The following is a 7,297-nucleotide window of genomic DNA, read 5'->3' as shown; positions in this document are numbered from 1 at the left end:
GGCACGACCCGCACGCGATCAGCGGGAATCCCATAACGCGACGTGAGAATGCGGCCAAACGCATCCGACAGCACGATTAGCCGTGACGAACGCAGGTACACAGTTTGCTCGAGATAGCGCTTGGCGCGCCGACCCAGAGAATCTGGGCCTTCGACATGACTTTCGTCGGCCCACGGCCCATGAAAATGTGACACTTGCGGAATACCGCGTATCACATCGAGGCCCGGCGCTGTGTATAGCGCGAAATGTGACGAGATCACGTCAGGGCGCCGCGCGCGAATCTCGTGGCGCAGCGCACGGCGTGCGGCCATCAAACGCAGCGGCAGCGATTGCGCTGCGGAGCCGAAACCATTGATCGCGCCATTGGTGTCCTGCGCGACGCGCTCCGAGCCGGCAACGACCCCGCGTACTTCAACGCCCGCCCCCGGCAACGCGCCGATCAGCGAGTAGTACATGCGGTCCAGCCCGCCCGCGCGCTCGGGGAACCAGTGCATGCCAATTTGCAATGATCTGATAGTTGAGGACAGATTTGTGAACATTTCCGTTGTTATTAATCAGCGTTCAAAATTATTTAACCTGTGACTTCTTCCAACGCGCGCCGGCCAAAACGAAACATATACTTTCGAAAAACATAAGACCACCCGTCCCCACGAGTGAATTAGTGAATACAAGCATCGAAATTGTTGCTAGAGCAATCGATAGATTCGCAGTTGCAAATCTGTCACTCCGGATGCATTGAGATGTGAGCAGGCCGCGCATTAATATCCAGACAACCCCCATCATGTATAGCAGCGTGCCCGGCCATCCGAGAACGAATGGAATATTCATGACTCCGCTATCGAAGTTTCCATATTCACCAAGTTGCGCATCTTCTCGAGTGAGCTTAGTCGAGGTACCTGTCGCCCCCATACCCGAACCAGCCAGATTGGTGAATGCAATGCCCGCAAACTGCGAATAGAACTGGTTTCTGACTGTATAACTATGGTCATCACCCAAGTTGATCATTGACTCCAATCTGATTTGCATACGCTCCGCCATTGGGCCGATCATGAGCATCGGAATTGCAATAACGACTACAGCAACGGCTCCTACTACGATACGCAGCCTTACCCGATTGCTTGATTTCACGATCTGAACCAGCATCGAGATGAGCCAACCTCCCCAAGCGGATCGCACCAGACTCAAAGCAAAGGAAACGAAGCCAGCTACGGTGGCGATCCAACGCAATCGGTGGCGCGATGCCGTCACATAAACCAATGCCGCTAGCATCGCGAAGGCAAACGGGCCAGACGAGTTCATCGTGCTAAACACTCGCACACCGAATTGAACTGGATCACCCTGAGAGTTCATCTGCGCATTCATCATCCACAATGCGTCCCATGGTGGCATGACGAGAAATTGCAGTGCGCCGTATAAGCCCATTACCAACATGCCCTGAATAAATGCACCAACGACTACGGTTCTGAAATTCGGGTAAAGCCGCCAATTCGCTATGATGTGAAAGCCAATCAGGATCGGATAGACCCAGTTCGCGACATCGTATAGAGCGGCCAGCAGACCATTGGAGAAAACTCCGATGACGAATGCATAGACAATACCGACGAGCATCAACAGGACAGGCAGACCTCGTCGTTTTGCAAGAACCGGATAAAAGCGCAGCAATGAAACCCCGCTGATCATGCTCACCGCGAGCGGCGCGACCTGAATCAGACTTGTGGGCGTGTATGCACCTTTGAACCAGTCGGCGAGACGCCGTACTTCTGGGCTGAGAAACCACAGCCACCACATGTAGCCGAGGAATTTTGCGGGCGCCTTGAAGTACAACCAGAATCCGACGAGAATCGACAGCACCGGGAACGCGAGCGTAAGCACCGTGCCTTGGCGGGCGACGATCAGTATGCACGTGACGAGCCACAGCAACGCCGGTGGCAACCACTCGCTCTCCGGGCGCCTACTGCGTTTGACTATGCGTGCGGTGCTTTCTCGTCCAATCGATGACATCGCTTACAGCCCTCCTCGACTCTCAATCGACGCAATCTGGGCGCGTTGCAGTATTTCATCCGACGACGTGATCATGCCGAAGAGCACAAAGCGCAATGCATGGCTTGGGAAGCCAATGCTCTTGCCCATGCGATAAGGGCATGGATCGATGCCGAGAACCAGACACACATTGAGTTTCCTTCTTACGCATCCAAACTGGTCGCTCTGTCGACACTTTCCCGAAGTTGCACGCGGCGCGCTTCAATTGCCCCTGTGCGTACTGCCCTCCAACGTGCTAATTTCGCCTGGCGCCTCTTTGAACACAACGCCAGAAACACGTGCACCAACCCAGGATAGGCACGCGTGCCAACGAGCGCGTACCACCACCACGCTACCTGGCGGCGCATCGGAGACAACTGATTTCGCAGCGTCAGATGAAGGTTATATGCGGCATTGCATACGGCCACCATGCTAGGTGCGTCTCGCCGATCTTCATCGAATCGTTCTGCAGGAAAATGATCTACCGCTACCAAAGGATCGTAGATCAGCTTCCACCCCGCATTCTTCACGCTCATGCTAAATGCCATATCGTTATGCACCTGCGCCCCGGTTCCGCGCAGGCGCTCATCAAAACGAATGTTGCGAATCGCGTCACGCCGGTAGCTCATGTTCGCCCCTTTCAGAACATCGACTTCGCGCGCGTCACCCGTGCCGAGATGATGATTCCCAATAACCTTTCCCGACCGGGCAATCTTGCCGACAATCGAACGCTTACCACTCATCATCTGTCCGTTTATATGCATCCAGTCGCGTCCGCCAAGCGCCCCCAGCCTTTGATCATTGATGAATGCAACTTCGATGCGTCGCACCCAATCCGGGCGTGGTGCCGCGTCGTCATCGGTAATCGCAATAATTTCGCCATTGGTGGCATCCAGTCCGCAATTTAGTGCCGCAACCTGGCCGGAAACCTTGCTCAACACAACCCGCAGGGGAAGTCCTTCTATTACGTCCTTGTCAGTCAAACAAGCCAAAGTGGCCTCATCTTCCGGCCTGGCAACGACCACAACTTCATCACAACCGCGTTCCTGCACTCTCAATGCAAGCAGACACCGCACGAGATCATCCTTGCGGCGGTAAGTCGGAACTAAAACCGATACTTTCATTGCTCTCTTCCGCGGTTATACGCGCTCGTTCTCTACGGTCAGGTAGCGATAAACAACACCGTAACCGTGACGCTTGTTAGGCGGTATTCCATTAAAAATTCCACCCTTGACATCGATTCCAGCTACCTTTAGACGCTTCAACGTATCGGCGATCTCAACTGGACGATGCATACCAGACCGCATCACCAGGAAACTTGATCCAGCGTGCTCTCCTACAAGTGACGCATCTGTTACAGCGAGAACGGGTGGAGTATCGATAAGGATCACGTCGTATCGCATTTCCAGTTCGTGGAGACAACTGGCAAACCGGCTCGATGTCAGCAACTCAGCTGGATTCGAAGGTCGTTGACCACACGATATGAAATCGAGTCCTTCAAAGGATGTATTCCTTATTGTTTTCTCGAGTGAAACCGTTCCAGCAAGAAGCTCTGCCAGCCCTCCTTCAGCAATTCCGTCGAGATATCGATCAAGCGTTCCTCTACGCATATCTGCATCGATCATCAAGACCTTCTTTCCCGAATTCGCAAGCAAAACAGCAAGATTGACCGTCAGAAAGCTCTTACCTACGCCCGGAACGGGCCCCGTCAGCATCACAATTCGGTTTCGCCCTTCAAGCATCTTGAATTGAATCGAAGTACGCAAGCTTCGGAGACTTTCGACACAAGGATCGGTTGGATTCGAATGTGCCAGGATAGTCTGGTTCCGATACATGCCAGCCAAAGTTTGTCCTCCGGACCGCGTAATCTGTTCGCTTAAAGGCACTATTCCACAAACTGGCAGCTGGAACATTCTTTCGATGGCCTCTGGATCATCAATTCCTTTACTGAGTTTGCTTCGAGCAATGACCACAACCACACCGAAAATCAACCCGAGCATTGTCGAAGCTGACATGATCAACAGCTTTTTTGGCTTTACGGGAGTGCCTGGACGCAGTGCTGCATCGATGATCTGCGCGTTGCCGCCTGTACCCGCCTTCTGGACCGACAGTTCCTGCTCGCGTGTCAACACCAGTTCATAGATCTCTGCCGCGACTTTTGCGTCGCGCTGAAGCTGTACAGCACGTACCTCCGATTCCGGCAAATTTCTAAATCGCCCTTCGTATCGGTCACGCTGTGCTGCTAGCTGAGCGATCTGTTCGCGTGTTGCTTTGATTTGCGGATGATCGTCTCCAAACCTTTGTTGTAGTGCAGCGAGTTGCAGACGCATTGCCGACATCTGCTGTTCGTACTCGACACTTCCAGCGAGGTAGACCTTGGCTTCCTCGCCCGCAGCAATCGACCCCGATTGCCGCTGATATTGCGCAAGTGCAACCTCCGCCTTATCCAACTCCGATTTCAGGCGTGGCTCTTCAGTTTTCAAGAACGACAGCATATTTTGAGCATTCACTTGCTTGCTTTGGACGTGCCTTCTCAGATATGTTTGTGCAATGTCGTTTGTCACTTCCGCCGCAAAGCTCGGATCGTCGCTCTCCATCGACACATCAACGAGTCCAGTTAACTTCCCTTGTTCCTGTATCGTGACGAATTTTTGAAATCCGTTGACTGCGTCGACGTCATTTATCCGTATGACAGTAAATCGTGTTCCCGGACGAGCAATAAGTTGATCAACAAAAATCGAGACATCACCACGGCTCGCCGGTGTCCCGACGAATCCGTGAACAAGCAGATTTCCGTCGTTATCTTGAAGATCGTACTGACCGTTGGCACGATCGATCAGCGCAAGTTTTTGTCCTTCCAGCATGAGCGGAACCGTCATCGCTCTGACATCCAGAACTTCGCCACCCCAGGCGAAGGAAGATAAACCAAACCATGCACCCGCGGGATGTCCCGGCGTAGCGAGCTTCGATATCAAGTTACCCAAAATAGGCACTCTTTTCGGGTTGATTTCAATGTCGAATTTGAACTTTTTTACGACAGGCCCCATCACGTCGCGGCTTTGCATGATTGCGATTTCCGCGTCTGCCGGAAGCGGCGCCATTGCACTCGCGACGCTACTCAGTTGCATCAGCGCTGGAGTGGGGTCATCGTCTTGCTCGATTTTTATCAGGGCATTAGCGACATAGACAGGCTTAGCGATAAAGCAATAGGCAACGCCTAACGCGACGATTGCCAGCACTACTCCAATCAGGCACCACACGTCTTCCACGATGACGTTCAACAGATATCCAAGGACGACTTCATCCTCATCGTCACGGCGTGCACCCGAATCCTCAAACCCACTCTTCTTCACGTCAATACCCACGGTTTCTTCAAGATTTATTTCTATCTGATCGCAACACGATCGGTCGCCTGACTAAAGCATCGAATCAGCGCACAGCCTTGCGTCACATCATCAAGATCCCTACCTGGTGAGTTGCTTCAAGTAGAAAAGTGTTTGCAACGTCGGCAACACCTGCTGCAAGACGCGATTGAACGTCGTGGATACTGCAGTTCCGACATACACAACGTCTAATGGCTGAAGCTGAAACTGTGTGGAAAGCATGATCGAATCGGGTTGTGTCATGTCGAGATGGAATACTTCTGGTGTCGTCGGTCTTTCTTTGATACCGCGCAACACATAAATCTCACGTGGATTAGCATCGGTATCCAGAATGCCTCCGGACTGCGTCAACGCATCTGCAATCGTCAAGGTTCCGCGATACATGAAGAGAGATGCGGGTGTCTTTACCTCGCCCATGACAAAGACACGGCTATCGACTCGGTCCGGCACGTTAATCACATCACCCGACTGCAAAAGAACGTCTTGCGACATATCACCTCGATCGAGCATCCGGTTCGCATCAAGCAGATACAATTTTTTCTTGCGCACTAGCCTCACTCGCTGAAGGTCCGCGTCGCTGGTCGTTCCTCCCGATCGCGTAATTGCATCGACTAGAGTAAGTGGCACATCGCTGATAGCCAAAGGCCCGGGTGCCTTTACCTGCCCTGTCACCTGTATCTTTTGACTGCGGAACGACAGCACGCGAACGTCGACCTGCGGATTTTTAACAAAGCGAACCAAGCTCGCCGCGATCTGGTCGCGAATCTGGGTTACCGTCTTGCCCGCGACCTGTAAGCGACCCGCGTACGGGATAAAAATGAAGCCGTCAGAAGCGACCGTTTGACCATATGGATCAGACTGCCCCGACAATGCCGTGGTATAGGGTTGCTGCAAAGCACCCGCAAGCGATTGAGTGGTGTTGCCGCCAGACGAGAAGGAAGTTGCTGTCGGTGTAGTCAGTTCCGGGTGATCCCACACCGTCACGCCGAGAATATCTTGAGGTTGGACGTGGTAAACGTAGACGGGTGGACTCGTAAGCTGTGCCATCTTTGCGCTCTGTGCGCGTTCGACTTCGGCTCGCGAATTCGACTGGTCAACGATCACTCCGGCGTCAATGATCTTTACGGGGTATACCTCGGTAGGTTGTTTCGTCGATTGGTCATTGAGTCTCGACCTATTCAGATAATTTCCAGGTGCAGCCGCACACGCTGAAAGGAGCAACACGACGACCAAGCTTGCAAAATGGTGCTTCAACATATACGTTCAATCCAGCCCGCCGCCAATCGCTCGATCAAACGCAACGATTCGTGATACGACGACTCCGTTTTTCCATGAGGATCGACAATATCGACCCCTTCCCAATTGCCTAGCGCGAATACCTTTCCGCGTGCCGTGCGGTCAAGCGCTTCCACCTGTCTGATCTGATTTCGCTCTGCGACAAGCACAAGATCCGCCTGGCGCACCATACTCACATTCAGGCGCCGCGAATGATGCGGGCCGACCGCGACGCCGCGTCCGACCAGCAGATCTTTCATGACGGAATCCATTTCCATTCCTTCGAACGCACGAATACCAGCCGAGTGGAATACGACCGGATTACTGGATATTCGGGAATGCAACGATTTGAAGATCGCTTCTGCGGCGGGAGAGCGACAAATGTTCGCGTAACATACGATCAACACGTTAGAAAACATAGATCAACCCTCTATTCGGCTCGATCCATGCACTTTGAACATGGCTTATCCAAGACACTCTTGAATTGATCGAATACATTGTCGTTTTCGTCATTGTTCGCCGGCCAGACAAACAACGCTTCGTCGTCCAATCGAGTGATAGTCGATGCCCAGTTCGGTCATCGCCTCGGGTTCATACAGATTGCGGCCGTCGAAGATCAA

At 52.9% G+C, this 7,297-nt stretch carries 6 protein-coding genes; all 6 read right to left on the bottom strand.

The genetic code is table 11. The annotated features are described in order from the left end of the window. The coding region (locus DK391_RS43490) for a glycosyltransferase family 4 protein (RefSeq protein WP_162601069.1) at positions 1–539 on the bottom strand (539 nt) is incomplete at its 3' end. A gap of 28 nt (positions 540–567) precedes the next feature. After that, positions 568–2,001, bottom strand: coding sequence for a glucose-6-phosphate isomerase (locus DK391_RS43485; protein ID WP_109484184.1), 1,434 nt, complete (start codon positions 1,999–2,001; stop codon positions 568–570). Positions 2,002–2,183: 182 nt separating this feature from the next. Then, complete coding sequence (locus tag DK391_RS43480; protein WP_109484183.1) at positions 2,184–3,143, bottom strand: glycosyltransferase; 960 nt, start codon at positions 3,141–3,143, stop codon at positions 2,184–2,186. A gap of 15 nt (positions 3,144–3,158) precedes the next feature. Beyond that, a complete protein-coding gene (locus DK391_RS43475; RefSeq protein ID WP_109484182.1) occupies positions 3,159–5,384 on the bottom strand; it encodes a polysaccharide biosynthesis tyrosine autokinase in 2,226 nt (741 codons plus the stop codon). Between the two features lie 99 nt (positions 5,385–5,483). Further along, entirely contained in the window at positions 5,484–6,659 is a 1,176-nt protein-coding gene (locus tag DK391_RS43470) for a polysaccharide biosynthesis/export family protein (RefSeq protein ID WP_109484181.1), read from the bottom strand. Continuing rightward, complete coding sequence (locus DK391_RS43465; protein WP_109484180.1) at positions 6,653–7,096, bottom strand: exopolysaccharide biosynthesis protein; 444 nt, start codon at positions 7,094–7,096, stop codon at positions 6,653–6,655. Before DK391_RS43465 ends, DK391_RS43470 begins: the two co-directional genes overlap by 7 nt. Positions 7,097–7,297: the final 201 nt, after the last annotated feature.

This window comes from Paraburkholderia sp. C35, assembly GCF_003121405.1.
Lineage (GTDB): Bacteria > Pseudomonadota > Gammaproteobacteria > Burkholderiales > Burkholderiaceae > Paraburkholderia.
This window is presented reverse-complemented; position numbering and strand designations above follow the sequence as displayed.

Bases quoted from the DNA above. Each gene is read 5' to 3' on its own strand.
- DK391_RS43485 (WP_109484184.1), bottom strand. From the start codon at position 2,001: ATGTCATCGATTGGACGAGAAAGCACCGCACGCATAGTCAAACGCAGT.
- DK391_RS43470 (WP_109484181.1), bottom strand. From the start codon at position 6,659: ATGTTGAAGCACCATTTTGCAAGCTTGGTCGTCGTGTTGCTCCTTTCA.
- DK391_RS43465 (WP_109484180.1), bottom strand. From the start codon at position 7,096: ATGTTTTCTAACGTGTTGATCGTATGTTACGCGAACATTTGTCGCTCT.
- DK391_RS43480 (WP_109484183.1), bottom strand. From the start codon at position 3,143: ATGAAAGTATCGGTTTTAGTTCCGACTTACCGCCGCAAGGATGATCTC.